This window comes from Sporosarcina sp. P13 (assembly GCF_002743055.1).
In the GTDB taxonomy this organism is placed as follows: Bacteria; Bacillota; Bacilli; order Bacillales_A; family Planococcaceae; genus Sporosarcina.
This window is the reverse complement of sequence record NZ_PDYM01000008.1, coordinates 20,733-43,972: the sequence shown is the minus strand read 5'-3', so window position 1 is coordinate 43,972 and position 23,240 is coordinate 20,733. Positions and strand designations below refer to the sequence as shown.

General features: G+C 40.6%; 25 protein-coding genes. 10 read left to right on the top strand and 15 right to left on the bottom strand.

What is annotated here, in order from left to right; genetic code table 11:
• Nucleotides 1-10 precede the first annotated feature (10 nt).
• Nucleotides 11-1,738 carry an assimilatory sulfite reductase (NADPH) hemoprotein subunit gene (gene cysI / locus CSV79_RS06150; protein ID WP_099688166.1) on the top strand — a complete coding sequence of 576 codons (1,728 nt, stop codon included), beginning with the start codon at nucleotides 11-13 and terminating at the stop codon, nucleotides 1,736-1,738.
• Nucleotides 1,739-1,927: 189 nt separating this feature from the next.
• Here cysI and CSV79_RS06145 read toward each other — a convergent pair whose 3' ends face one another.
• The 6 genes from CSV79_RS06145 to CSV79_RS06120 form a co-directional block, all read right to left on the bottom strand.
• The gene (locus CSV79_RS06145; RefSeq protein WP_099688165.1) at nucleotides 1,928-2,569 is read right to left on the bottom strand and encodes a precorrin-2 dehydrogenase/sirohydrochlorin ferrochelatase family protein; all 642 of its coding nucleotides are present in this window, start codon (nucleotides 2,567-2,569) and stop codon (nucleotides 1,928-1,930) included.
• Nucleotides 2,550-3,311, bottom strand: coding sequence for a sirohydrochlorin chelatase (locus CSV79_RS06140; RefSeq protein ID WP_099688164.1), 762 nt, complete (start codon nucleotides 3,309-3,311; stop codon nucleotides 2,550-2,552). Before CSV79_RS06140 ends, CSV79_RS06145 begins: the two co-directional genes overlap by 20 nt.
• The gene (gene cobA / locus CSV79_RS06135) at nucleotides 3,308-4,084 is read right to left on the bottom strand and encodes a uroporphyrinogen-III C-methyltransferase (protein ID WP_099688163.1); all 777 of its coding nucleotides are present in this window, start codon (nucleotides 4,082-4,084) and stop codon (nucleotides 3,308-3,310) included. Before cobA ends, CSV79_RS06140 begins: the two co-directional genes overlap by 4 nt.
• A 24-nt stretch (nucleotides 4,085-4,108) precedes the next feature.
• Entirely contained in the window at nucleotides 4,109-4,705 is a 597-nt protein-coding gene (gene cysC / locus CSV79_RS06130; protein WP_099688162.1) for an adenylyl-sulfate kinase, read from the bottom strand.
• Between the two features lie 11 nt (nucleotides 4,706-4,716).
• Nucleotides 4,717-5,859 (bottom strand): sulfate adenylyltransferase, encoded by a 1,143-nt coding sequence (sat, locus tag CSV79_RS06125; protein ID WP_099688161.1) that lies wholly within the window; start codon nucleotides 5,857-5,859, stop codon nucleotides 4,717-4,719.
• A 67-nt stretch (nucleotides 5,860-5,926) separates the two neighbouring features.
• Nucleotides 5,927-6,634: a phosphoadenylyl-sulfate reductase gene (locus CSV79_RS06120; protein WP_099688160.1), complete on the bottom strand. Its 708-nt coding sequence runs from the start codon at nucleotides 6,632-6,634 to the stop codon at nucleotides 5,927-5,929.
• A gap of 1,431 nt (nucleotides 6,635-8,065) precedes the next feature.
• On the opposite strand from CSV79_RS06120, the gene CSV79_RS06115 reads away from it, so the two are divergent.
• Nucleotides 8,066-8,782, top strand: coding sequence for a YebC/PmpR family DNA-binding transcriptional regulator (locus CSV79_RS06115; RefSeq protein WP_099688159.1), 717 nt, complete (start codon nucleotides 8,066-8,068; stop codon nucleotides 8,780-8,782).
• Nucleotides 8,783-8,831: 49 nt separating this feature from the next.
• Here the strand turns inward: CSV79_RS06115 and CSV79_RS06110 are convergent, their stop codons facing one another.
• On the bottom strand, nucleotides 8,832-9,206 hold the full coding sequence (locus CSV79_RS06110) for an SLAP domain-containing protein (protein ID WP_099688158.1): 375 nt from the start codon (nucleotides 9,204-9,206) through the stop codon (nucleotides 8,832-8,834).
• 233 nt (nucleotides 9,207-9,439) lie between these two features.
• On the opposite strand from CSV79_RS06110, the gene CSV79_RS06105 reads away from it, so the two are divergent.
• From CSV79_RS06105 to CSV79_RS06085, 5 genes are all read left to right on the top strand, one after another.
• Complete coding sequence (locus tag CSV79_RS06105; protein WP_099688157.1) at nucleotides 9,440-9,907, top strand: low molecular weight protein-tyrosine-phosphatase; 468 nt, start codon at nucleotides 9,440-9,442, stop codon at nucleotides 9,905-9,907.
• Nucleotides 9,904-10,605, top strand: coding sequence for an RluA family pseudouridine synthase (locus tag CSV79_RS06100; protein WP_099688156.1), 702 nt, complete (start codon nucleotides 9,904-9,906; stop codon nucleotides 10,603-10,605). Before CSV79_RS06105 ends, CSV79_RS06100 begins: the two co-directional genes overlap by 4 nt.
• A gap of 76 nt (nucleotides 10,606-10,681) precedes the next feature.
• Entirely contained in the window at nucleotides 10,682-11,899 is a 1,218-nt protein-coding gene (locus tag CSV79_RS06095) for a carboxylate--amine ligase (protein WP_099688155.1), read from the top strand.
• A gap of 361 nt (nucleotides 11,900-12,260) precedes the next feature.
• Nucleotides 12,261-13,304, top strand: coding sequence for a lipid II:glycine glycyltransferase FemX (locus tag CSV79_RS06090; protein ID WP_099688154.1), 1,044 nt, complete (start codon nucleotides 12,261-12,263; stop codon nucleotides 13,302-13,304).
• A 38-nt stretch (nucleotides 13,305-13,342) separates the two neighbouring features.
• Nucleotides 13,343-14,527 carry a DEAD/DEAH box helicase gene (locus CSV79_RS06085; RefSeq protein ID WP_099688153.1) on the top strand — a complete coding sequence of 395 codons (1,185 nt, stop codon included), beginning with the start codon at nucleotides 13,343-13,345 and terminating at the stop codon, nucleotides 14,525-14,527.
• A gap of 43 nt (nucleotides 14,528-14,570) precedes the next feature.
• On the opposite strand, the gene map is transcribed toward CSV79_RS06085, so the two are convergent.
• The 3 genes from map to CSV79_RS06070 form a co-directional block, all read right to left on the bottom strand.
• Nucleotides 14,571-15,320: a type I methionyl aminopeptidase gene (gene map / locus CSV79_RS06080; protein ID WP_099688152.1), complete on the bottom strand. Its 750-nt coding sequence runs from the start codon at nucleotides 15,318-15,320 to the stop codon at nucleotides 14,571-14,573.
• A 94-nt stretch (nucleotides 15,321-15,414) separates the two neighbouring features.
• Nucleotides 15,415-15,756, bottom strand: a complete 342-nt coding sequence (locus CSV79_RS06075; RefSeq protein ID WP_099688151.1) for a magnetosome magnetite crystal formation protein family — start codon at nucleotides 15,754-15,756, stop codon at nucleotides 15,415-15,417.
• 108 nt (nucleotides 15,757-15,864) lie between these two features.
• Nucleotides 15,865-16,602, bottom strand: coding sequence for a hypothetical protein (locus CSV79_RS06070; RefSeq protein ID WP_099688150.1), 738 nt, complete (start codon nucleotides 16,600-16,602; stop codon nucleotides 15,865-15,867).
• Nucleotides 16,603-16,823: 221 nt separating this feature from the next.
• Here CSV79_RS06070 and CSV79_RS06065 point away from each other — a divergent pair, with 221 nt between their 5' ends.
• Nucleotides 16,824-17,369: a GNAT family N-acetyltransferase gene (locus tag CSV79_RS06065; RefSeq protein ID WP_099688149.1), complete on the top strand. Its 546-nt coding sequence runs from the start codon at nucleotides 16,824-16,826 to the stop codon at nucleotides 17,367-17,369.
• 94 nt (nucleotides 17,370-17,463) lie between these two features.
• On the opposite strand, the gene CSV79_RS06060 is transcribed toward CSV79_RS06065, so the two are convergent.
• From CSV79_RS06060 to CSV79_RS06055, 3 genes are all read right to left on the bottom strand, one after another.
• On the bottom strand, nucleotides 17,464-18,039 hold the full coding sequence (locus tag CSV79_RS06060; RefSeq protein ID WP_099688148.1) for a beta-class carbonic anhydrase: 576 nt from the start codon (nucleotides 18,037-18,039) through the stop codon (nucleotides 17,464-17,466).
• Between the two features lie 107 nt (nucleotides 18,040-18,146).
• Nucleotides 18,147-18,287 (bottom strand): hypothetical protein, encoded by a 141-nt coding sequence (locus CSV79_RS16980; RefSeq protein ID WP_199171875.1) that lies wholly within the window; start codon nucleotides 18,285-18,287, stop codon nucleotides 18,147-18,149.
• A gap of 106 nt (nucleotides 18,288-18,393) precedes the next feature.
• The gene (locus CSV79_RS06055) at nucleotides 18,394-19,626 is read right to left on the bottom strand and encodes an aminopeptidase (protein ID WP_099688147.1); all 1,233 of its coding nucleotides are present in this window, start codon (nucleotides 19,624-19,626) and stop codon (nucleotides 18,394-18,396) included.
• Between the two features lie 184 nt (nucleotides 19,627-19,810).
• On the opposite strand from CSV79_RS06055, the gene motA reads away from it, so the two are divergent.
• Nucleotides 19,811-20,620, top strand: coding sequence for a flagellar motor stator protein MotA (motA, locus tag CSV79_RS06050; protein WP_099688146.1), 810 nt, complete (start codon nucleotides 19,811-19,813; stop codon nucleotides 20,618-20,620).
• Nucleotides 20,604-21,374 (top strand): flagellar motor protein MotB, encoded by a 771-nt coding sequence (gene motB, locus CSV79_RS06045; RefSeq protein ID WP_099688145.1) that lies wholly within the window; start codon nucleotides 20,604-20,606, stop codon nucleotides 21,372-21,374. Before motA ends, motB begins: the two co-directional genes overlap by 17 nt.
• 36 nt (nucleotides 21,375-21,410) lie before the next feature.
• Here motB and CSV79_RS06040 read toward each other — a convergent pair whose 3' ends face one another.
• Together CSV79_RS06040 and CSV79_RS06035 are read right to left on the bottom strand one after the other, a co-directional pair.
• Nucleotides 21,411-21,632, bottom strand: coding sequence for a DUF1128 domain-containing protein (locus CSV79_RS06040; protein ID WP_099688144.1), 222 nt, complete (start codon nucleotides 21,630-21,632; stop codon nucleotides 21,411-21,413).
• A 75-nt stretch (nucleotides 21,633-21,707) separates the two neighbouring features.
• Nucleotides 21,708-23,063 carry an alanine/glycine:cation symporter family protein gene (locus tag CSV79_RS06035; RefSeq protein ID WP_099688143.1) on the bottom strand — a complete coding sequence of 452 codons (1,356 nt, stop codon included), beginning with the start codon at nucleotides 23,061-23,063 and terminating at the stop codon, nucleotides 21,708-21,710.
• Nucleotides 23,064-23,240: the final 177 nt, after the last annotated feature.

Here is a 23,240-nt window from a genome sequence, read left to right as displayed (position 1 = left end):
GATTGCTGAAATGAGTTCAACGACTAAGCCGGTCCACATACAGGATGGACCACCAAGTGATGTAGAAGAAATTAAAATTGAAAGTGATTACCTGCGTGGGAATTTGATTGAGACGATGGCCGATTCATTAAGTTCGGGAATTCCTGATGACGATAACCGTCTGATGAAATTCCACGGTAGTTACTTGCAAGATGATCGTGATTTACGGACAGAGCGACAGCGTCAAAAACTAGAGCCAGCGTATCAGTTCATGATACGCGTGCGGACACCAGCTGGTATCGCAACACCGAAACAATGGCTTGTTATGGATGAATTAGCACATAAATATGGTAATGGCACACTAAAGTTAACGACACGTCAAGCATTCCAGATGCATGGGATTTTGAAGTGGAATATGAAAAAGAATATCCAGGAAATGAACGATGCTTTATTGGATTCAATTGCGGCTTGTGGTGACGTCAACCGAAATATAATGTGTAGCCCGAATCCAAATGAAACAACCATTCATGCGGAAGTCTACGAGTGGTCAAAGCGACTAAGTGAAGATTTATTGCCGCAGACGAATGCTTACCATGAAATATGGCTGGATGAAGAAAAAGTAATTGATAGTACGGAAGGCGTAGAAGTAGAGCCGGTCTACGGTGCAACGTATTTGCCAAGAAAGTTCAAAATCGGTATCGCAGTCCCTCCAATGAATGATATAGATGTCTTCTCGCAAGATATTGGTTTAATTGCTATTGCTGAAGAGAAAAAACTAGTTGGCTTTAACGTAGTAGTAGGTGGTGGAATGGGGATGGCACATGGGGATGAGCAAACGTATCCTCAACTTGCACGTTCAATTGGATATATTCCAGCCAATCAAGTCGTTGAAGTGGCAAAACATTTAATGATGATTCAGCGTGATAATGGTAACCGATCTGTACGAAAATATGCACGTTTTAAGTACACAATCGATTCACGTGGGTTGGATTGGTTAGTGGAAGAACTTCACAGCCGTCTAGGATGGGAACTAGAAGAAGCTCGTCCGTATCACTTTGATCATAACGGGGACCGCTATGGTTGGGTAGAAGCAATAAATAATCGCTGGAATTATACGTTCTTTATAGAGAATGGACGCGTTCGGGATACGGAAAACTATAAGTTGATGACAGCGTTGCGTGAAATTGCAGAAATTCATACGGGTGATTTCCGCTTAAGTCCGAATCAAAACTTAGTACTTGGTGATGTGACGGCCGCTAATAAGAAGAAAGTCGAAGAGATTATCGCTCGTTACGATTTAGAGAATGCTTCGGAACAATCAGCACTACGCCGTAATTCAATGGCTTGTGTAGCGTTACCGACGTGCGGCTTGGCGATGGCTGAAGCAGAGCGTTATTTACCTTCATTGATCACAAAGATCGAAGGCTTACTCGACGATGCAGGTCTGCGTGAACAAGAAATCATCACGCGCATGACAGGCTGCCCGAATGGCTGTGCACGTCCTGCAATAGCGGAACTTGGCTTTATCGGAAAAGGTCCAGGTAAGTATAACATGTACTTGGGTGGCGGTTTTACCGGACAACGTCTAAGTAAAATCTATCGTGAGAATATTGGTGAGGCAGAGATTTTAGCTGAGCTAGGACCGATATTGAAGCGTTATGCGAAAGAACGTAATGATGGTGAGCGCTTCGGTGACTTTGTCATCCGTGCTGGCATCGTTGCAGAAACAACAGACGGAACTAATTTTCACACTGTATAAACGACAACGAGCCATTTGGGGAAACTCAGGTGGCTCGTTTTTGAATAGAAAAGATAAATGGCTAAATATTTGTTCGGTGACCCGAAATTTACGCTGCAAACCGGAATAATCCACCCTGAATGCGGCGTAACGGTACCTTTCCGCTTCACTCTTAGAAGTTATAAAAATCCGGTAAAAGCGAATTGGCTTCTACCGGATTTGTTGTTCTTGCTGTACAGGGAAAGCTAGTTGTAGCTCATTGAGGAATGTCTGGCGTTCTTCGTGATTATTCAAGTAAATAGGTTCAATTGCTTCTTTTAACCAACTTCTGCGCTTTGTACGGTCTGTCACTTGCTGCTTCACATAGAGTCGCACGTCCGCTAGAAAATCCAAATAGTCTTCATAACGTTCGTCATATGTTTCAGCAATTTCTGTCCGGATCTTCATCGCGAGAGAAGGGCTAGCCCCGCTGGTTGAGACACTGATGATTAGTTTTCCCCGGGTGGCAACGGCAGGGATTTGAGCAGTACCTAGGGAAGGATTGGAAGCATGAACCACTAGCTTCCCGTGGGCTTTTAATAACCCTGCTAGATGATCGTTGACACGTTCATTATCTGTCACAAGCAATGTTAGAAAAGCGTCTATTACGTCATTCCAATCCGCTTCCTTTTGAATAAGTTGTACGGACCCTTCATCCGCAAGTAGTAAAAGACAGGGATGGAATACTGGACTGATGACAATTGGATGAATGCCGAACCGATGTAAGTTAAGTACTTTATGATAGGCTACATTGCCGCCGCCGATGACAACTACTTTTGAATCCTTCAAATTTTCAAGCATAATTGGGAACATGCAATCCACTCTTCCTTTCTACTGCTTCATCTGCCCTTTCATTTAAAATCGAATGGATCGCTGGATCATAGCCAAGTGCAGGACAGAGATGAATCGCCGTTGTTGTCTTTAGTTTCTTAACAGTACGTTCAATCGTTTTCATTAAAATACCGGTAAACAGTAAATAGGGTAGGATGTATAGATTGGTAGGCTTTGCCTCGAGTAATCTCGTGAGTTCATCTTCATAACGTGGTCTGCATGCTGCTAAATAACCGACACTGACATGTTGTAATCCTGTTTTCTCTTGGAAAATCCGTTGTATTTCCGTAAAGTCCTCTCTCGTTGCAGGATCACTACTACCACGTCCGATAAGTAAAACAGTAGCGTCTGCAGGAATTACTTCCGTCGTTTCATGTAGTCGATCAATCATTACATCGACCATGCGTGCATCTACACCAATTGGATCTCCATAGTACACGGGAATTTCGGGATAATTGTTCACCACTATCTGCAACTCCGTAGGAATATCTACATTTGCATGGCCTGCACGTAATAGCAAGAACGGAATTGCGACAATTTCTGTTGCTCCACGTTCAATACAACGAGCTACACCTTCAGCTATTGACGGTTTAGCTAACTCTAGGAAACAAGCTTCCTGGATAGGTACGGCATTCGTTTTCATAGTCTTTTCGATGAACGCCAAAGCAGCCTGCTGTCCTTTCTTTACGCGGCTGCCATGGCAAATATATAAAATCGCTCTCATACTATTGCCTCATGTAGGCGACGTTCTGCACTAGACTCTTCAAACCATTGCAACTCATCATGTAAGCGGACGACTTCACCGATGACAATCATACTTGGATTAATAACATTTTCTTTCTGCGCTGTTTCAGACATTGTACTAAGCGTCGCTGTAACAGTACGCTGAGCATCTGTCGTACCCCAATGGATGAAGGCGACTGGTGTATTTGGATCTTTTCCATGGTCAATCAATTGCTTCTCGATATACGGAAGATTGCTGACTCCCATGTAAATAGCAAGCGTATCTATACCTTTCGCAAGCGCCTGCCATTTTTCAGCTTCCTCTACACCTTCTTTTCGATGACCTGTTACAATAGCAAATGAAGCACTGTAATCCCTGTGCGTAACAGGAATACCTGCATAAGCAGGAGCTGCGATTCCAGACGTTATGCCTGGAATCACTTCGAATGGGATGTGGTGCTCTACCACAAACGCTGCTTCTTCACCGCCACGACCGAATATAAATGGATCGCCACCTTTTAGACGGACGACATGTTTACCTAGCTTCGCGTGTTTGACCAATAAGAAATTGATCATATCTTGCTGTACAAAATGATGCTTCGGTAGCTTACCAACAAAAATCAACTCTGCGTCTGATTTTGCATATTGCAGAATTTCTTGATTGATCAGTCTGTCATAAAGAATTACATCCGCTTGCTGTATCGCTTTTACTGCTTTGACGGTCAATAAATCAGGATCACCTGGACCTGCACCGACTAACCATACTTTTCCCATTCCAATCACTCCTCAGTTATTCCATTAGTTAATCCATTTTTTATCGCGTAAGTAGCCGATTAATTGTTCTACACATTCATCTACCGTATACTTGTCAGTTTCCAAAGTTAGTTCTGGTGTTACAGGTGCTTCGTAAGGAGAGGAGATACCCGTGAATTCCGGAATCACACCCGCACGTGCTTTCTCATATAAACCTTTAGGGTCACGCTGTTCACAAGCGTCGAGTGGACAGCTAATATAGACTTCCACAAACTCATCCTCTTCTACTAAACTCCGTACGCTATCGCGATCCTCCTGAAAAGGGGAGATGAATGCCGTGAAAACAAGTTGACCGCTATCAATAAATAGTTTCGAAACTTCACCGATTCTACGGATATTTTCTTTTCGTGCTTCATCCGAAAACCCAAGATCTTTATTCAAACCGTGGCGTACATTGTCACCATCGAGTACATACGTATTAGCGCCCAAATCATGTAACCGGCGAGCGGCTGCGTTTGCGATTGTGGACTTACCCGATCCGGAGAGACCAGTGAAGTAGAGAACCGCGCTATGGTGGCGGTTTTTATCCCGTTGTTGTTGTTTCGAGATTAATTGGTCATGCCATACAATATTCTTTGTCATATCGTTTCTCCTCACTTCACCAGTTCTTTTTCTTTTAAGCCATTGATCAAGACGTTTACCACTTCTTTACGGCTGAATTCTGCTGGAGGTAAAATGCCGTTCTTCAGCATTTCACGTACTTTTGTCCCAGATAAAATAACGTGGTTTTCACTCGTGTGAGGGCATGTTTTCGGTGTTGCCATGTTGCCACATGATTTACAGAAGAAGCTATGTTCAAAGAATAATAGCGTAATACCGATTTCTTCTGCCGTGAAATTGGAGAAGATTTCTTGTGCTTCATATGTTCCGTAGTAGTCGCCAACCCCAGCGTGATCACGTCCAACGATAAAGTGTGTACAACCATAATTCTTTCGTACAAGCGCGTGGAAAATAGCTTCGCGAGGACCGGCATAGCGCATTGCAGCTGGGAACACGGCCAATTTCACACGATCTGCAGGGTAATAATCACGCAATAATACTTGGTAACTTTCCATCCGAACATCAGCTGGAATATCATCGGATTTCGTTTCACCTACTAAAGGGTTCAACAGCAATGCATCTACAATTTCAAGCGCTGTTTTCTGGATGTATTCATGGGCACGGTGAACTGGATTGCGCGTTTGGAATCCGACAATTTTCTTCCAACTGTTCTCCTTAAACGCTTGACGTGTTTCTGCTGGATCAAAATAAAATTCTGCAAAGTTTTTCCGTTCAATTCGTTTGATTAATTTTATTGGTCCTCCAATGTATACATGGCCACGGTCTAGTAATTTTGCAACGCCTGGATGTTTGCGATCTGCTGTTTTATATACTTTCACTGCTTCTTCTAATTGATTGGGAGAAAAAATATCTTTGATTTCTAGCGTTCCATAGACGGCTCCTTCGAATTCTAGTAGCACCGTTTCTCCCACTGAATAAAGTGAGTGGTCTTTTACAGGTAACGTAATTGGTAAACTCCAAACCGTTCCATCGGCTAGTCGAATATTATTTACTACGGAGTGATAATCTTCAGCAGTCAAAAATCCTGTGAGGGGACTGTATGCACCTGTTGCAATTAGTTCCAAATCGCTTACTGCTGTTGCATCAATCGAAATCGTTTTGTTTAACCCTTCGATTGAAAGTGAAGGATTATATAGATTTACTAAAGTACCGCCATGAGGTTGTATTGTTGTCATTGTTTAAACACCTATCCTTTTTATATAATAAGTCATATAGAAATACTCGGTTTTGAAGATAAAAAATTTACGTATGCAAACCGCATTCTGTCTTGCCGCTTCCGCTCCAGCGTCCGGAGCGCATATCTTCTTCTGTGAAAGCTGGTTTCGTACACGTTGCACATCCAATGCTTGGGAACCCTTGATCGTGAAGTATGTTGTATTCAAGTTGGTGTTTATGAACAAAACGCCAAACATCTTTCCATGTCCAATGAATGAGTGGACATACTTTGATTTTTTCAAAGCGTTGATCTTGATTGAGATATTCAGTAGACTTTCTATTCTCGGATTGCTCTCTGCGTAAACCAGATATCCAAGCTGTAGAAGATGAGATAGCTACTTCTAAAGGTTTGATCTTACGCAAATCACAACATTGGTTCGGATTAGTCTTCCATAAATCCAAGCCGTATTGTTCTGTTTGCTCCTCGATAGTCAATGTTGGTTGTTGCAGATGAATTTGAAGTTGCGGATAACGTTTCTTAACTTTTTCAATCGTTTCATACGTTTCCTTGAAGTGATAGTTGGTATCTAAAAAAATAATTTTCGCATCTGGCTTCACGCGTGAAATCAGTTCAAGCAAAACAATTCCTTCAATTCCAAAGCTACATGCGTAGACAAGTTCTTCCTCATAATGATCATAAGCCCACTGCAAAACTTCAGAAGCTCCTTTTGTCTCAGAACCTTTCGGAAACTCAGGCAACACTGAAGACTCTTTCCACGATTCAAATGTGACCATTCCATCCCCCCGCTAACTTGTAATATTTCCTATAGTTTAGCAGATAATTTAAAATAGTCAATACTAATTAGAATAGTAGGATTTAAACATTGATAGCTTGTATTATTAATAATAAAAGGCTCAAGTGTTGATCATTGTACTCAATTTAGCGCTGGCGGATGGCTTCCGCGTGAGCCGGAAAGGGAGAGCACCTCTCTGTCTCATCGCTCCGCCTACCGCTTGTAAGGCGCCTTCGTTTGGTAAGGGGAAGTAAGTGGCATAGTCCGTTGAAGTTAGTAAGGAATTCAGTAATTTCTAGACACTTTGATCCGCTTCTGAATTTTGTTAAGTAATTCATCACTGTACCCACTTCGGCGCTGGCGGATGGCTCCCGCAATAAGCCAGATAGGAAGAACACCTATCCGTCTTATTGCTCCGCCTACCGCTTGTAAGGCGCCTTCGTTTAGTGGAGGGAAGTAAGTTGCATAGTTTATTGAAGTTAGTAAGCGATTCAGTAAGTTCTGGACACATCAATTCGCTTCTGTATGTGGGAAGTAATTCATCACTGTACCCACTTCGGCGCTGGCGGATGGCTCCCGCAATAAGCCAGATAGGAAGGGCGCCTATCCGTCTTATTGCTTCGCCTACCGCTTGTAAGGCGCCTTCGTTTTGTGAGTGGAAGTAAGTGATAGTACGTTGAAGTTAGTAAGGGTTTCAGTAAGTTCTAGCCACTTCAATCCGCTTCTGTATGTAGAGAAGTGATCGTCACTGTACTCACTTCGGCGCTGGCGGATGGCTCCCGCAATAAGCCAGAAAGGAAGAGCGCCTCTCTGTCTTATTGCTTCGCCTACCGCTTGTAAGGCGCCTACGTTTTGTGAGTGGAAGTAAGTGGCATAGTACTTTAAAGTCTAAAAGTGATTTTACTATGTACCAAAGCCCATCCAATCTACCTTGTACTCAAAAAGCGAAGGCACAACTGCGGGGTCGGCCGAAGCCAGGAGACAACTAGCGCGACCTTCGCTTGTTGGCTCCTGGCGGGAGGCAATCCCCCACGTGCCGAAGCGGTGGTAGAAAGTTGACCTATACTAACTTGAGGATCGGAAATAAGTCGAGCAACGATCCTACACAAAATAGTTTTCCTACGTACAGAAGCCTATCCAATCTACCTTGTACTCAAAAAGCGAAGGCACAACTGCGGGGTCGGCCGAAACAAAGAGACGGCTAGCGTCCTTTGCTAGTTGGCTCTTTGTGGGAGGCAATCCCCCACGTGCCGAAGCGGTGATTGAAAGCTGACCTAGACTTTATTAAAGTACGTTTCCAAATCGCGTTGCGACATGCTATGAATACCAACACAAAATAAAAAAAGTTTTTTACTTTTCATGTCAAAACGCAATTGGTATACTAAAAAGAGAGTAGGAAACCATTATAACTATAGGAAAGAGTGTGCACCGAATGGGCCGTAAATGGAATAACATAAAAGAGAAGAAAGCGTCTAAAGATGCGAACACAAGTAGAATCTATGCAAAGTTTGGCCGCGAAATATATGTAGCAGCAAAATCAGGAGATCCTAGCCCTGAATCCAACCAAGCACTAAAGATCGTACTAGAACGCGCAAAAACATACAGTGTACCAAAAGCTATCATCGACCGTGCGATTGAAAAAGCAAAAGGTGGCGGAGAAGAAAACTTCGACGAACTTCGTTACGAAGGCTTTGGCGTCAATGGTTCGATGGTAATCGTCGATGCATTGACAAACAACGTTAACCGTACAGCTTCCGAAGTGCGAGCGGCTTTCGGTAAAAATGGCGGGAACATGGGAGTTAGCGGTTCCGTTGCATATATGTTCGATCCAGCTGCAATCATTGGTATCGAGGGCAAAACCGCGGACGACGTGCTTGAGCTCATGCTTGAAGCGGATGTTGATGTGCGCGATATTGAAGAACATGATGAGCAAGTTCTAGTGTATGCCGAACCATCCCAATTCCACGAAGTACAAGAAGCATTCCGACAAGTGGGTATTACAGACTTTACTGTGGCAGAATTGACGATGTTAGCTCAAAACGAAATTTCATTGGATGAAGAAGCACAAGAACAGTTCGAAAAAATGATTGATGCACTAGAGGACTTGGAAGATGTTCAACAAGTCCATCATAATGTAGATTTAGCATAATAAAAAACAGCTGTCACTGTGGGAAGAAACCTACAGTAACAGCTGCTTTTTATTTCACTTCAACTCTCCACTCATCAGTCGGTTCCTCGTCAGATACGACTTGCCCGGGTAAGAACACAAATGACCACGGTGTTGCGGCATACGGTGGGATATCCAATGAAAGGGAGAACGTTTCTTGAGCTATTATATCTCCGAATTCATTGACCACATAAACGTCTGTGTCGCGAATAGCGAGCTCGGTCGAACGGTTATTTTGCAGAAAAACAGTAGCGACAACACCGCCATTGCGCTTACGCTTTATAAGAATAGGACTCACAGTAAATTCATCGTTGAGTGGTTCCTTCGTTGCGTATTGTTGAATAAAGGCTAATTTTTGTTGCTTAGACAATGTGGCTTCCCATGTTTTCTCGAATACAAGTTGCATACAGCAGCCCTCCCATGTTTTATTCCAACTAGTATTCCCGCTTTCTGATATTTTAGTCCTAGTCTTTATTATACCATAAGTAAATATGGAGTGAGACTAAACTCACTGGTAATTTCCTTCTTGGGAAGGTGACTTTCTTCTACCGCACAGGCACTATACCGGCTGAAGGGTTACTGGAAATCATGTATACTACTCTATGAGTTGATTATTTTAGAGAGTGAGGAGAGAAAATTATGACACGCGTATTATTTGTCTGTCTAGGAAACATCTGTCGTTCACCAATGGCAGAAGGTGTTTTTCGAAAATTAGTTAATGATGAACAATTAACAGGTCAAATCGAAGTAGATTCTGCTGGTACAAGTGACTGGCATATAGGCAAGCCCCCCCATACAGGTACATTGTCAAAGCTTGCAGAATATGAAGTGTCCTCGGAAGGTATGGCCGCACGTCAACTAACTGTAAATGATGCAAAGGATTTTGATTATATTATTGGTATGGATACTGAGAATATCAGCAATATCCGAAGTCTATTTGGTGATAATAACCATCAGCGGGTGATTCGATTTTTAGATCTAACAAGCCATCAGAAGGATGTACCAGACCCTTATTTCACAGGTGATTTTCAAGAAACATACGACTTGGTGTTTGAAGGTTGTCAGGCATTATTGGATCTTATTAAGAAAGAGAGATTAATGAAATGAATATCTCCATTCTATATGAAGACAATCATTTGTTAGTAGTGGAGAAACCAGTGAATATTCCGGTGCAAGAAGATGAGAGTGGAGATATGGATTTATTGTCTGCACTTAAAGAAGACATAAAAAGGCGTTATAATAAACCTGGAAATGTCTACTTGGGCCTTGTGCACCGACTGGATCGTCCTGTTGGTGGTGTTATGGTATTTGCGAAGACGTCCAAAGCAGCCTCACGGTTATCTGATCAGTTACGTAGAGGAAAGATTGATCGTAAATACTTAGCGATTTTGCGCGGTGTACCGAAGAAAAGACAGGACACCCTTCGACATTATCTATATAAAGATCGAAAAAAGAATTATGTGTTCAGCGTAAAGAAAAATCATCCGGAAGCAAAAGCAGCTAGCCTTGAGTATTTGTTGCTTGGTACGGCAACGGATACTAGTTTACTGAGTGTCCGTTTGCATACTGGACGATCACATCAAATTCGTGTGCAATTAGCGTCAGAAGGATTTCCGCTATATGGAGATCAGAAGTATGGTAGACAAGTGAATAGACCCGGCGAACAAATCGCTTTATGGGCTCATACGCTAGAGTTCGAACATCCAACAACGAAAGAAATCGTTCGTTTTGTATCGGAACCACCTAGACTGTATCCATGGGAACTTTGGAATGATCACGACCAAGTCTTTAAAACATATGGCTAGTAAAAGACAGCAGAATCTTGACTTACGAATTTGAGACATCTACACTTAAATGGAAAAACGTCTGCTGGAGGAATCTATGAGCAAGCATCCTTTTATCCCGATTATTGTCGGAACGAATATTAATGCCTATAATATGGCTATCTCTTTTCATGAAGAATATGATATGAAGCCAGTGATTGTAGGAAGGGAACCATTACCTTTTACAAGCTATAGTTCAATCACTGATATCCAAGAATTTCATCCTGGATTACACGATCCTGAAGTGTTCGTCCAGTTTTTACGTGAAGTAGCAAAGAAGCATCGTACAGCTGATCAAAAGCTTATTTTAATTGGTACTGATGATTTGTATGTTCGCTTGATTATTGAACAGCGTGAAGCATTGCAAGAGGATTTCTTATTCAATTATATTGATGAGGAACTGATGAATGCGGTCTATATTAAGAAAAACTTCTATGAACTTTGTGCGGAACATGGAATTGATACACCGTCTACGTATTTCCATTCGTGTCTTTCGGATGAACCATTTACTGATGATGTGTTATTTCCGGTCATTATAAAACCTAGTGATGGTGTACAATATTATCGCCATCCATTCGAAGGTTTACAGAAGATTTACAAAGTGGATACATATGAAGAGATTAACCGCATTATCCAAATGGTGAAAGCGAGTGGCTATACGGAAGATTTGATTATTCAGGATTTTATTCCTGGAGATGATTCGTATATGTGGGACGCAGTGTACTACGCTAATCAACACGGAAAGCCGCAACTGATTACGTTTGCGCAAGTCGCGTTGCAAGAACGTGCGATGACTGCTATAGGGAATTACACGGCATTGATTACGCGTTATCATGAAGAAATGATGACGAAACTTGCTAAATTCTCAGAAGCCATTGGCTATGTAGGGTATGGTAACTTCGATTTAAAGTATGATGAACGTGATGGTAAGTTCAAAGTATTTGAAGTGAATATCCGCCAGGGACGTTCAAGCTACTACATTACGCAGTGCGGAGAAAACATGGCGAAGTATTTAGTAGATGATTTGGTCTATGGCGTCGAAAAACCGTTGACGTATTTAGATAAGCATTTCTTATTTACAGTCGTGCCAAAAGCTGTGCTGAAGAAATTTGTTTATAATCCTGAGATGCAAAAAGAAATCCGTTCGCTTATTAAATCAGGTAACTATGGCAATCCATTGTTTTATAAAAAGGATGGTCATCTGAAACGGAAGTTCTATATGTTGATGAGGCAGATTAATTATTTTAAAAAATATAAAAACGCAACTGAAGAATAAAAACATCCCTACGCATTTGCGTAGGGATGTTTTCTAATATAATCACTTCTTATCTGAATCTCTCAATAGATATTTCCGCTTTAAATACTACTACGATGAAACCTTTCTCCACTGTTTATAGTATAGGACGTTTTGGTTAATAGTGGAATAGTATTAAGTATTTAATATATATGACTTTATTAAATGTAGTGGGAATGGTTAAAAACCTATGATATTTCTTCCGTTTCTTGACTTGAAAAATGCAGTAGGCTACACTTAATAGAGCTATGGCTGTACTTTTCTGTTGAATTTTCCGCTTATTTTGATAGCGGAAGAAAATTTAACCGTACGGAGCTAGAGTAACCTAAGGAGTGTACCAGCAGTGCCGATTTTAAATAAAAAAAATGTAGAAGATGTTAAAAGATATGAAACGTTTGTGAGAAATTCTCCTTTTCGATCGATCACTCAAGACCCTAACTGGGCTAATGTAAAAGATGATTGGGGAAATGAGCAGGTTTATGTAGAGCGTGATGGTGAAATCGTTGCAGCGATGTCTTTGCTTATTAGAAAAGTGCCAGGTGGGTACTCATTACTGTATGCTCCACGCGGACCGATTTGTGATTTGCACGATCAACAGTTAGTAGAAGAATTGTTGAAGGAATCGGAAGTGCTAGTAAAGAAATATAAAGCATTCGCGTTGAAAATGGATCCTGAACAGCTCTTCACGGAAGAGTTAGATCAGATGTATCGTAATGCCGGTTATATAGTACGCAATGAGGGTGCGGGAAAAGAAGACTTGATTCAGCCGCGATACAATATGATTGTGAAATTAACTGACGAGGATGAAGAATCTCTAATGCTAAAGTTTCGCGGTAGAACGAGAAGTAAGATTCGTAGTTCAGCGCGTAAAGGTGTAGAAGTTACCTATTCTCGAAGTGATGACTATTTAAAGAAGTTTTTCGAGATTCATGAAGAGATGTCCGAGCGGAATCAGATTTCCATTCGTTCGTATGAGTACTTCGTAAAAATGCGTGAAGCTTTTGATGATCTACGAATATATTTGGCCAAGCATGAAGATGACTATTTAGCAGGAGCTGTCACGATTAATTACAATGGTAAGCTCTATTATCTGTATGCAGGTAGTTCAAACGTAAAACGAAATCTGAATCCAAGCTATCTCATGAATTTTGAAATGATGAAGTGGGGATTGGAAATAGGTGCCGAGCAATATGATCTAGGCGGCGTTTTCGTTCTGGATAGTGAACAAGATGGCCTATATAATTTTAAAAATAGTTTTTGTCAGAAAGACGGTGTAACGGAATTTATCGGAGAAATTGATAAAGTGTATAATCCGTTGATCTATAATATGTTCGTTAAAGTTGTACCTAAAATTCAAAAGTTGAAAAAGAAGCTTCAAAAAAAATAACCGGTGGAACATTTTAACTACAGAAAAGAGTGAACCGAATGACTTTTTTAGATGAGCTGAATGAATCTCTACGTACAAAATGGAAGTTTAAACAGCCTATGCCGATTCAATTAAAGATGATTCCTGAAATGCTAGAAGGCAAAGATGTTGTAGCCGAATCGCCTACGGGTACGGGGAAAACATTAGCTTATGCATTGCCAGTCATTCAAATGGTGGACGGTGACTTGCCGAAAACACAGGCTTTGATCATCACACCCTCACAGGAATTATCGATGCAGATTGTCAATGTGATCCGCGATTTGGTCGAAGGTACATCTGTAACGGTGACGCAGCTAATTGGTGGGGCGAATATGCAACGCCAGATTGAAAAGCTAAAGAAGAAGCCGACGATTGTAGTAGGAACGCCAGGACGATTGAATGAACTTGTAAAAGAAAGAAAGTTGAAGATGTATGATATTCAACACATAGTCATCGATGAAGGCGATCAATTATTGTCTCGTGAATATCGCGTACTCGTAAAGAATTTGATTGAATCAACGAACCCTAATCGTCAAGTAGCGGTTGTTTCCGCTACGATTACAGATGAAATTGAGTTAGTTGCTAAACATATGATGAAAGAACCTATTCGTTTGCAGGTAAATGCTGAAGATATTCCCGATATTGGGCAGATTATTCATTCATATGTTAAAGTCGATGATCGCAAAAAGACTGAAGTGTTGCGCGGTATTTCTGCATTATCGGGTGTGCGTGCGTTGACGTTCATGAACAATGTAGACCAACTGCGGATGAAAGAATTGAAGTTGTTGTATAACGATGCACCAATTGCTGTGCTCTATTCCGATATGAAGAAGCTCGATCGTCAAAAGACTTTAGAGGATTTCAGATCAGGAAATATTCGTATATTAATCGCAACTGACTTAGCTGCCCGCGGTTTGGACATCGAAGGTTTGACGCACGTCATTCACGTTGATGTGCCACACACTGTAGAGCAATATGTACACCGTTCCGGACGAACAGGCCGTGCAGGTGCAGACGGTGAAGTTCTAACGCTATTATCTTATGCTGAAGAACGTGATTACCGTAAATTGACAAAAGGTATCAAAACTGTACAAAAGGTTTGGTATAATGGTCAATTAATCGAAGGTAATTCAAAGACAGTAGATGAAATGAGAAAATCAGCACCAAAGAAGTCAAAACCAAAACAAAAACAAAAAAAGAAATAAAAAAAGAGCATATGCAGTCGCGTATGCTCTTTTCCTATAGCTATCAATCAAGAGATGTTAAAATGATTGGCTCGCTTTTTGTTACAACAATCGTATGCTCGATTTGGGCCACTAGTGACTTGTCTGGTGTCACAAACGTCCAACCATCATCCAGTTCAATCACATGCTCTGCCTTTTGTGAAATAAACGGCTCCACTGCCAAGACCATACCGTCTTTTAACAGCTCCTTATCCCAAGGGTCGAAATAGTTCAAGATATGCTGAGGCTCTTCGTGTAAAGATTTACCAACGCCATGTCCTGTTAAGTTCTTGATCACATGTAAGCCGTTGTCTTTTGCTTCACGCTCCACGGCCTTTCCAATCTGATTCAGACTAGAACCCGCTTTTATTTTCAATAGCGCCCGGTCCAACGCAGACTTTGCTACATCACATAGCTTCTGTTTAGCTTCATCAGGAGTACCCGCAACAAATGAAATACCTGTATCCGCAAAATAGCCATCTTTTGATCCCGAAACATCTATATTTACTAAGTCGCCGTCTTGAATGACATAACTTCCAGGAATTCCGTGAGCTACTTGGTGATTGACACTTATACAAGTATAACCGGGGAAGTCGTATTGATCGATGGGTGCAGAGACAGCACCTTTTTCTGTAAATAAACGTCCCGCCATTTCATCGAGTTCTTTTGTTGTGACACCCGGTACAGTAGCGTCCTTTAAAGTTTCTCGGATTTCAGCGACAATACGTCCGATTACACGTAAACCTTCTAATTGTTCATCATTTTTTACAATCATGTTCACAAGTCCTTTCTTCCGTACGAATTTTACATTCCATACTATATCATACTCTATCCATATACTTTTAATAATTTACATAAAGTTCATTGGTCTATTTTAACACTTTAACACCTTGATAGATATTCCATATTAGTACTATAAGAAATAGTATACTGTATAAAGTGATGAAAAGTAACGGTAATACGCTCCAAACCATCATATTGCTATCTATTATTGAAGTAGACTGTGAATTTAAAGAGAATATAGAAAATGATAGGATGATAAACCCTGCTATCAATAAAGCCATTGGAATGATGTGAGAAACTAAGGACTTTTTAGCATGTTTTTTCACTTCATATTCATCCGTTACAAAAAAGATGATTGCCGGAAGTAACAAAGGAGCAAAAAAGATACTAAAATAACAGAGTGAAGAGAGCAATTTTGAATTTGACATAGCGTAACCTCCTATACGATATAGCATGCTAGTTCATACTGTAACATATACCCTAGTTTTATGAATCATCACATGAAAAAAACACAGCCGCAACAAAATGCAACTGTGTTAGAGATTTTGTGTTTTAGAAAAGCGATTACCCATGAGTAGAATGAATACAATTACAGCCGAAAGAAATAAAGCAGCAGTGGAGACGAATAATTCATCTGTTCCATTTTTTATAGCGATCCCGATAAAAGACCAAATAATAATAAGATTAAACACAGCATCTCGGTAATGATACATAAAATGAAGTGCGATAGCCGCTGCCAGACTTAAAAAAATAACGGTCCATAAAGGGTCACTTAAACCCCAACCTGTCCAATCATGAAATTTGAAAGCATAGTAACTGTTAGCAATTACCGCAATGAAAATCCAAGCCATATAAGCGGAAATCGCCATTCGTTCGCGATTTGAACTCTCTAACTTTGGATAGCTGAAATAAAAGAGTAACAAACAAACCAATAAACCGATGACACTAACGATCGCCCAGTAATAATAACCATAATGCCATAGTAATAACCATGCGATATTTAAAAAGCAACTGATATTAAAACAGATTGTCCGTAGCGTGGCAATCGAAGAAGAAAGTCCAGCTGTTGTTTTAGAAAATGAATATAACCAACTAACCATTAGTAAATCCAGAACGACCCATATAGAGAAAACATACTCTGCAGGCATGAAAAGAACGGGTACACGATTAGCAATTTCCCAAGTAGTCAGCCCATTAAGCGGAATTAGGTTTGCAGCGATATGCGTTCCAATCATGATGAATAACGAAAGTACCATCAAAATTATTCTTAGCATGATAAAATCCTCCTGAAGAATAGTATACAGACAATAAAGGGTGATGGATGATGAAAGTATGAATTTTCCTTTACAAATGAGAGGAAATGACATTCTGTTGTCTTGTAGTAGTAAAAAATACTATAATGAAGTTAGACAAGTGGAATTGATTCTCCATTTCCTTCATAACTATGAAGGAAATAGTCGTTAATAATACAATGCGTCGAAAAGGATGAGGCGAAATGATTTTACTCGAAGGGGAGCAGTGTTATTTACGGATACTAACAGAAGACGACGCTTATCAGTTTACCCAGCTGCTACTAGCAAACAGGGACTACTGGACAGAGTTTGAACCGCGACACGATAATACCTATTATACGGTTTCTATGCAGCGTGATAAAATCCGTGAATCCCTTTATCAGATGCGAGATCGTCGAGAGTATAACTTTGGAATTTTTGATTCGCAAACTAGTATGATCATCGGACAAATATCGTTGTACAGTATTAAACGTCTGCCATTTTCAAGTGGATTTGTAGGGTACTCAATTGACCAAAGGCAAACGGGTAGGGGGATCGGCACAGAAGCAGTAGAGCTGATTAATCAATTTGCTTTTGAAAAAGTGAATTTGCACAGGGTAGAGGCTTACGTGTCTCCACGTAATATAGGCTCCGTAAAAGTTTTGGAAAAGGCAGGATTTGAACGAGAAGGATTGCTACGAGAGCTACTGTTCATTAATGGGGTGTGGGAAGATCACTTTATGTATGCAATGGTCGAGAGCGATTATTGAAAGGGTAAGACCGCATGGCGGAAGTGGACTGCAAAAATAAAGAACCGACTCTTGGAATGAAAAAGAGTCGGTTCTTTATTTTGTAGAAAGGATATTAAACAGTTTCCATTGATTTGTAACCGTTTTCAATCACGTCAAGCTTACCGTTGTCAGGGTTAATAACGAGACCATGAACGTTGACGTCTTTAGGAATTAAAGGATGGTTTTTAATCGCATCCACACTCTTTTTCACGCTTTCTGTCACATCACTAAAGCCGTGAAGCCAAGCATTCATATCGATTCCTGAGTATTTAAGTGTTTTAAACATCGACTGATCGATCCCACGCTTAACCATGCTGTCTACTATACGTGAAGTATCGATTGAGCTCATACCACAGTCATGATGACCTACTACATAAACTTCATCTGCTTGCAGTTCATAAACCGCGACCAAAATGCTTCGCATGAGACCGCCGAATGGGTGTGTGATGATAGCACCGGCACTTTTGATGATTTTTGCATCACCATTTTTTAAGTTCATAGCTTTCGGAAGTAATTCAATCAGTCTTGTGTCCATGCAAGTTAGGATAACGATCCGCTTATTTGGAAACTTTGTTGTGACGAATTCTTCATATTTTTTTTCTTTAACAAACGATTCGTTGTAATTCATAATTTCCGATAATGATGTCATGTAATAATCCTCCAGGACCTAGTTTTTGTTAAAAGAAAAGAGTCGCCTACAGGGCAACTCCAGTTTAATTAGAAAACCTAATTCCGATTGCTCGGAACATAAGCAGATTAGTTTATGTCTTCAGGTTTTGGATCGATAATCACAGAGTCAGATGAATCCATTGCGCCAGCTAAAAAGTGCATTGTAAACCAAGATGCTAGTCCAAGAACGACCATGTAACCGATAACTGTAGTATACATTAAGCCCATTTATAAGCCCCTCTTTCCATTAGTGTTATGTTCTCGTATTTATTATACACGATTTTTAGATGAATTTTAAGAGCAACTAAAAACTTTAAATGAAAAGTGACGGATTTTAGAATGCCCAGTTACCTTTTCGGAAGATAGGTTCGGATGTGCCGTCTGATAAGACTCCATCAATATCCATGTTGTTGGAACCAATCATAAAGTCTACATGTGTTAAGCTTTGATTTAAACCATTTTCCAGTAATTGTTCGGAGTCCATTTCTTTACCGCCTTCTAGACAGAATGCATAAGCGCTACCAATAGCTAAATGGTTTGAGGCATTTTCGTCAAATAATGTATTGTAGAACAAAATATTTGAATTAGAAATGGGTGAATCATGGGGAACTAACGCCACTTCACCTAAAAACTTCGAACCTTCATCTGTATCAATTAATTGCTTTAAAATCGCTTCTCCTTGTTCAGCGGAAGCATCGATAATCGCTCCATCGTTAAACGTAATTTTGAAGTTGTCGATAATTGTACCCGCATAGCTTAACGGTTTTGTACTGGATACATAGCCGTTGACACCCGTTTTTAAAGGGGCAGTGAATACTTCTTCCGTTGGCATATTAGCCATAAATTCATGACCTGATTGGTTGATGCTACCTGCTCCACACCATAAGTGCTTTTCTGGTAACTCTATTGTTAAATCTGTACCTGGAGCTGTATAATGGAGTTTCAGATAACGTTTTCCATTTAGATAATCAACTTTCTCATGTAAGTTTTCATCGTGTTGCAACCAAGCTTCGACAGGATTCGGTAGGTCTGCTCGCACAGCTTTTAAGATTGCATCCCACAGCGCTGGTACTTGTTGATCTTCAGAAAAATCTGGAAAGACTTTTGCTGCCCAAGCACTAGATGCAGCAGCTATTACAGTCCAGCTAATTTTATCGGACTGCATAGCTTGACGGAATTTGCTGAGAGCTGTACTAGAAGCTTTTTGATTATCACGAATACGGTTTGGATCAATGCCGTTCAGTAAATCAGGATCTTGGGAAACGATTGACATGAAGGCGGCACCTTTCTCAGCTAGTTCTTCACGTTCTATTTTCTTCCATGTAGGGAACTCAGTAAATGAATTATTTGGTGCTTTTTCGTAACGTAGGCGAGTCACTACATCGTCTATCCAATCCACAAATACTTGGCGTGCGCCGGCTTCATAAGCTTTTTCGACAATCAGACGTACGAATGATGTAATCTCGGTAGATGCGCTAATAAACAAATATTGGTCGGGCTGAATATTTACACCTACCTTAACTGCTAATTCAGCATAATTGGAAAGTTGATCTTGAAAATGATCCATTATGACATCTCCTTTTTACATAGTATGTCAATAGTAACAAGTGAGGATAATAGTTCGCAACGATAAAGCGTACGTAATACAAAGATTGACATCAAATATCTATGAATAGTTGCCTGTTGCATCTAAAGAATGATAACCAATGACCGAAATAATAAGAAGAATGCAAGGCTTGGAGGCTTTTAATATGGATTTATCCACAGTAGTAGGGTTGGTACTAGGTCTTGTGACATTAATAGTTGGGATGACGCTTAAAGGTGTAACTCCTGATGCGTTATTGAACCCCGCAGCCATCCTCATTATCATCGCTGGAACGATTGCAGCCGTTGTTATCGCATTCCCGATGAATGAGTTAAAAAAGGTACCTAAGTTATTAAAAATTATTTTCACTCAGCAGAAATTCACTTCCGATGCAGATCTAATTCGTCTTTTTTCTTCTTGGGCGGACGTAGCGAGACGCGAAGGCTTATTGGCGTTAGAAGCGAAAATTGTCGATATTAATGATCCGTTTTTAAAAAATGGACTAGGTTTGGCTATTGACGGACAAAACGCTGACTATATCCGTGATGTACTAAGTGAAGAAGTAGAAGCAATGCAAGATCGGCATTCTGTCGGTGCGCTGATATTCACCCAAGCAGGAACATACGCGCCAACACTTGGTGTTTTGGGAGCCGTTATCGGATTGATTGCAGCTCTAAAAGACATGAACAATATCGATGCACTCGGTCAAGCAATTTCGGCAGCATTTATCGCTACGTTATTGGGGATTTTCACAGGGTACGTCTTATGGCACCCATTTGCCAATAAACTAGTGCGTAAATCAAGAGAAGAAGTTCGACAGAGAACAATGGTTATTGAAGGAATTCTTTCCGTGTTGGAAGGAGAAGCGCCGCGTGTAATTGAACAGAAACTAGCATCTTATCTATCTGTTGAAGACCGTAAGAAGTTAGCTATGGACAGCAGCGAAGGAGCTGGTAAGGTTGGCCAAGAAACGTAAGAAAAAGAAACATGAAATGGAACATATTAACGAATCCTGGCTTCTTCCATATGCCGATTTATTGACACTATTACTTGCATTGTTCATCGTAATCTTTGCCTCGAGTGCAGTGGATGAAGCACGTTTTTCACAAATTTCACAAGTATTTAATGAAATATTTGAAGGTGGCGGGAATGGAATTATAAATGAATCTGCTCCGACGACTAAAATTGTTCCAGATGATTCAGAAGGGAAGTTGGAGGATAATTCATCTTATTTTGAAGATCAGAAGTCGCTTAGGGAAATGCAGGATGATTTAGATGAATATATTGCAGTGCATGAATTAGAGAATCAATTTGAAACTGAATTGACAGTTGAGGGATTACTGTTGACGATACGTGACAGCGTGCTGTTCGCATCTGGTGAGGCAACCATTACGCCTCAATACAAAGGCTTAGCAAACGACATTTCACGGTTGCTGGCTTTAGAAAAGCCCCGACAAGTTGTCATTGCAGGGCATACAGACAATATACCAATTAGAAATGCCCAGTTTTCTTCAAACTGGGAGTTGAGTGTTATGCGTGCGGTAGAGTTTTTAAAAATTATCGTAGAAAACAATGAAGTAGATCCCAATTTATTTAGTGCGAAAGGTTATGGAGAGTACAAGCCGATTGTACCGAATGACACGGTGGAGAATCGTAGTAAGAACCGAAGAGTAGAAGTGCTTATTCAACCACTAGTAATGGAAGATGGAACAGCTATCATTCCACAATAAACTGCATAAAAAAGACCCCCTTAGTGGGAGTCTTTTTTATTTGCGCATAGAACCAAGTTCTGCCGCAATGGCTTGCATTTCATTCGGCGTAATATTGTCACGCTTCATGACCATTTCATACATATAGTGCAAGTCTTCGTACTGTTCTGTACTGAAGTTTTCAGAACGCATTGCGTCGACATTCACCATACGGAGTTTTTCTTTGATTTTTTCAATCATATATGCAATATTCTCAGGTGATTGTACTGATAAATCCATGCGAGTACCGCCTTTCTATCCTATCAAATCTATCATTTCATGAAAGTGATAAGCTGTCAACTGAACTGTAACCAATTACTTGTGTTGTTCTTGTCGTTCTTCGTCTATTTTCTTTTTAAAACGTTTTGTTTCTAGTAAGACGATCCCCGATAGACCAAGAAGTCCTATCAAGTTCGGTATTGCCATTAGACCATTTAATACATCCGCCAAAATCCAAACTAAATCTAGTGAAGCTGTAGCACCAACATAAATGAAAGCTACAAAAATCACTCGATAGACTAATACAGCGGCTCGATTCGGTATTAAATACTGGAAGCATTTCTCACCGTAATAACTCCAACCTAAAATGGTCGATGTTGCGAAGAATACGAGACCGATCGAAACTAGAATCGGCCCAATTCCTCCTAAGAATGAACCAAATGCCTCTGCTGTTAAAGCACCTGCATCGATTGATTTATCTTGCCATTTATCACTCATAACAATCGTTACACCTGTGATTGAACAGATGATTAATGTGTCGAACAATACTTGTGTCATGGATACAAGAGCCTGACGTCCAGGGTAGTCTGTTTTTGCGGCTGCTGCTGCAATCGGTGCAGAACCTAGACCGGCTTCATTGGAGAATAATCCCCTTGCTACACCGAATCGAATGACGGCCCCAATTGCACCACCTGCAACTGCTTGCCCCGTGAAAGCATCAGAGAAGATAAGAGCGAATGCTGCGGGTACTTGTTCGAAATTCAAGAACATGACAATCGCGCCCGCAATGAAATAGAATAAAGCCATAATAGGAACGAAAAATGCAGTCACGCGACCGATTGATTTAATTCCGCCAAGAATAACTAGTGCACCAAATATTAACAGTGCAATACCTGTAATATAATGAGGTACTTCGAATGTATTGCTCATTACGTCAGCTACCGCTTTGGCCTGTGTTCCGTTACCAATACCGAAAGCTGCTAGCGCTCCGAAAATCGCGAACAATACACCGAGCCATTTTTGTTTCAGACCATGTTCCAAGTAGTACATCGGACCACCAGCCATTAAGCCGTTAGAGTCCTTCACACGATATTTTACTGCCAGAATAGCTTCACTATATTTTGTTGCCATTCCGAAAAAACCAGCCAGCCACATCCAGAAAATAGCACCAGGACCACCGGCAACTACTGCTGAAGCAACCCCTACGATATTTCCAACACCCACTGTTGCGGCCATTGCCGTCATAAGTGCCTGGAACTGGGTGATGTCTCCATCGACTTTTTTATCATGCTTTCTTGAAAATACTTGTTTTAATGAATAAGGTAATAATCGCAATTGAATAAATGTCAAACGAAACGTTAGAAATATTCCGGTACCAATTAATAAGATTAGCAGTGGTGGACCCCAAATGATATTAGAGGCACTGTTTAAAAAGTTTGTGATCTTTTCCATTTCATCCCCTCCAATTTTTTTCTGTGATGTCCTGAGTCGATTCTAAAATCGTTGAAATCATCTCCCTTTGGAACCATAGATTAATTATATGTTATGGTTAATAATCTAAAATATAGAACGCTGCGTCAAGCTTTTTTTAAAATAAAGTATCACATTCATTGTTTGGTAACATGTAGT

Excerpts from the sequence above, each read along its gene's own strand:
- cysI (WP_099688166.1), top strand. The coding sequence starts at position 11 with ATGAGTTCAACGACTAAGCCGGTCCACATACAGGATGGACCACCAAGT.
- CSV79_RS06145 (WP_099688165.1), bottom strand. The coding sequence starts at position 2,569 with ATGTTCCCAATTATGCTTGAAAATTTGAAGGATTCAAAAGTAGTTGTC.
- CSV79_RS06140 (WP_099688164.1), bottom strand. The coding sequence starts at position 3,311 with ATGAGAGCGATTTTATATATTTGCCATGGCAGCCGCGTAAAGAAAGGA.
- cobA (WP_099688163.1), bottom strand. The coding sequence starts at position 4,084 with ATGGGAAAAGTATGGTTAGTCGGTGCAGGTCCAGGTGATCCTGATTTA.
- cysC (WP_099688162.1), bottom strand. The coding sequence starts at position 4,705 with ATGACAAAGAATATTGTATGGCATGACCAATTAATCTCGAAACAACAA.
- sat (WP_099688161.1), bottom strand. The coding sequence starts at position 5,859 with ATGACAACAATACAACCTCATGGCGGTACTTTAGTAAATCTATATAAT.
- CSV79_RS06120 (WP_099688160.1), bottom strand. The coding sequence starts at position 6,634 with ATGGTCACATTTGAATCGTGGAAAGAGTCTTCAGTGTTGCCTGAGTTT.
- CSV79_RS06115 (WP_099688159.1), top strand. The coding sequence starts at position 8,066 with ATGGGCCGTAAATGGAATAACATAAAAGAGAAGAAAGCGTCTAAAGAT.
- CSV79_RS06110 (WP_099688158.1), bottom strand. The coding sequence starts at position 9,206 with ATGCAACTTGTATTCGAGAAAACATGGGAAGCCACATTGTCTAAGCAA.
- CSV79_RS06105 (WP_099688157.1), top strand. The coding sequence starts at position 9,440 with ATGACACGCGTATTATTTGTCTGTCTAGGAAACATCTGTCGTTCACCA.
- CSV79_RS06100 (WP_099688156.1), top strand. The coding sequence starts at position 9,904 with ATGAATATCTCCATTCTATATGAAGACAATCATTTGTTAGTAGTGGAG.
- CSV79_RS06095 (WP_099688155.1), top strand. The coding sequence starts at position 10,682 with ATGAGCAAGCATCCTTTTATCCCGATTATTGTCGGAACGAATATTAAT.
- CSV79_RS06085 (WP_099688153.1), top strand. The coding sequence starts at position 13,343 with ATGACTTTTTTAGATGAGCTGAATGAATCTCTACGTACAAAATGGAAG.
- map (WP_099688152.1), bottom strand. The coding sequence starts at position 15,320 with ATGATTGTAAAAAATGATGAACAATTAGAAGGTTTACGTGTAATCGGA.
- CSV79_RS06075 (WP_099688151.1), bottom strand. The coding sequence starts at position 15,756 with ATGTCAAATTCAAAATTGCTCTCTTCACTCTGTTATTTTAGTATCTTT.
- CSV79_RS06070 (WP_099688150.1), bottom strand. The coding sequence starts at position 16,602 with ATGCTAAGAATAATTTTGATGGTACTTTCGTTATTCATCATGATTGGA.
- CSV79_RS06065 (WP_099688149.1), top strand. The coding sequence starts at position 16,824 with ATGATTTTACTCGAAGGGGAGCAGTGTTATTTACGGATACTAACAGAA.
- CSV79_RS06060 (WP_099688148.1), bottom strand. The coding sequence starts at position 18,039 with ATGACATCATTATCGGAAATTATGAATTACAACGAATCGTTTGTTAAA.
- CSV79_RS16980 (WP_199171875.1), bottom strand. The coding sequence starts at position 18,287 with ATGGGCTTAATGTATACTACAGTTATCGGTTACATGGTCGTTCTTGGA.
- CSV79_RS06055 (WP_099688147.1), bottom strand. The coding sequence starts at position 19,626 with ATGGATCATTTTCAAGATCAACTTTCCAATTATGCTGAATTAGCAGTT.
- motA (WP_099688146.1), top strand. The coding sequence starts at position 19,811 with ATGGATTTATCCACAGTAGTAGGGTTGGTACTAGGTCTTGTGACATTA.
- CSV79_RS06040 (WP_099688144.1), bottom strand. The coding sequence starts at position 21,632 with ATGGATTTATCAGTACAATCACCTGAGAATATTGCATATATGATTGAA.
- CSV79_RS06035 (WP_099688143.1), bottom strand. The coding sequence starts at position 23,063 with ATGGAAAAGATCACAAACTTTTTAAACAGTGCCTCTAATATCATTTGG.